Raw genomic sequence first — 1,806 nt, forward strand, 5'->3', positions numbered from 1 at the left:
GGGCGGTTGTGACGGGCGGAACCTGTGACGATCAGCAGTCGTGACGGTCGAAGGCCGCGCGATGACGAACATCGTCGCGCGGCCGGCGGCTCTGGTGGCCCCCGGCGCGGTGCGGGGCGCGTCAGGTGAGGTATCACCGGCCGGACCGGGAACAAAACCGTGATGAATGCCCGGTCCCCGCGCCGTCAGCCGGACCCGGTGCCCGCCGCGAGCAACGGGCAATGGCGTTGCCCAGTCATCATCCGGTCAGCTCGGCCACTGGGGCGCGCGTGCCGGCGGAGGAGATTTTTCTGATATTCGGGGACGGGTGCGGATCGTCAGTTCGAATCAGGTCGTCGTTGTGGAGTTTCATCGCCCTGTCGAACGCGAAGCGATTACGGGTGCGGATCGCCTCGATGATGTCGGAGTGCACGTTCAGGCTGTGCCGGAGCATCGGTTCGTGGCCGTCGACGAACGTCGCCCGGCTCAGCGTCGCCTCGAGCAGGGCAACCACGCTCTGGTGCATGCCGTCCAGCACCGGGATCCGCGCGGCGGTGACCAGCGCGCGGTGCATGCTCATGGCGCCCTCGACGTAGCCGCGCGCGTCCCGGGCCGAGGCCATGTGGTCATAGGCGTCCTGGATCGCGTCGACGTCACCGGCGGTCGCGCGGTCGAAGGCGACGGCGGCCAGGCCGGCCTCGAGGTGCATCCGGGCCTCGAACAGCTGGAGGGGATGGGTACCGGAGTCGTGGAACCACAGGTCCATCGCTCCCAGCCGGACCTGTGGGGGCAGGCTGGCGACGAAGATGCCGCCGCCGGTGCCCGGGCGTACGCCCACCAGGCCCCGGTTGCGCAGGATCCGCAGGGTCTCGTTCATGACTGTCGGACTGATGCCGAACCGTTCCATGAACTCGACGCGCCGACCGAGGTGCGCGCCGATCGGCAGCCGCGTCTCGAGGATCTCGCCCTCGATGTCAGCGGCTACCTGCTCGGCGCGCGATTTGCGAGCAACCGAACCGGGTCGTCGTCTGGCCACGGGAACCTCTCCTCGGAGGTGGCGATGTGCCGTTCGAGTAGGACGATGTAAAGGCCAGAATTATATACATGATATCCGATGTCGGGGAAGGTTGCGCGCGTCCACGGAGCGGGAATGAAGTGCCGTATCTGATGTGTGAACCGTTCCGTCCGCGTTGGGCGGGCCCGCTGGTGGGCCACGGGCATTCCGCCGGGAGACCGGGCCGCGATCGTGGCGGGGCGTTCGCGTCCCGCGCATGATTCCCGTGGCATCCTCACGGCTGGTCGCTTCCCGGCCACGGTCACGCGTGGGCCCGCCCCCTGCGCCCGACCGGGCTGGCCGCACCGTGAACCGCTCCGCCCGCTCCGTCTGTCCCGTCCCCTCCGTCTGTCCCCTCCGTCTGTCCCGTCCGCTCCGTCTGTCCTGTCCGCCGCGTCCGTGCCGTCGGCCGGCGTCCGTGGGGACGTCTGCCGGGAGATTCATCGGGACGGCCGCCGGGGTGGCCGCGGAACATCTGTCCGGAATGTCCGCAGGACGTTCGAGATGTCCGACGGACAGCTGGCGGACAGACCGTCGTTGCGCGACGAAAAGCCTTTTAGGATGATCATCCAACGGTGGGACGCAGTGCGGTCACGATCGGCGGTAATGATCATGATGAATGTGTACCTTCTCGACGGTTTCCGGCTCGTCCGGAAGGACGTGGTGGTCAACCTCCCGGTGAGCGCGCGGCACTGCGGGAACCGGAAGCGGCACTGCGGGAACCGGAAGACGCCGGCCCGGCCGACGGCGGACGGGAGAAATAGGCAGACGGG

1 protein-coding gene is annotated in these 1,806 nt (G+C 68.4%); it reads right to left on the bottom strand.

Features of this window, described 5'->3' with window-relative positions; all coding sequences use genetic code 11:
* Window positions 1–238: 238 nt before the first annotated feature.
* Window positions 239–1,015, bottom strand: a complete 777-nt coding sequence (locus AC5LUJ_RS01020; protein ID WP_250282881.1) for a FadR/GntR family transcriptional regulator — start codon at window positions 1,013–1,015, stop codon at window positions 239–241.
* Window positions 1,016–1,806 lie beyond the last annotated feature (791 nt).

This window comes from Protofrankia sp. CiP1_Cm_nod3 (genome assembly GCF_982290655.1).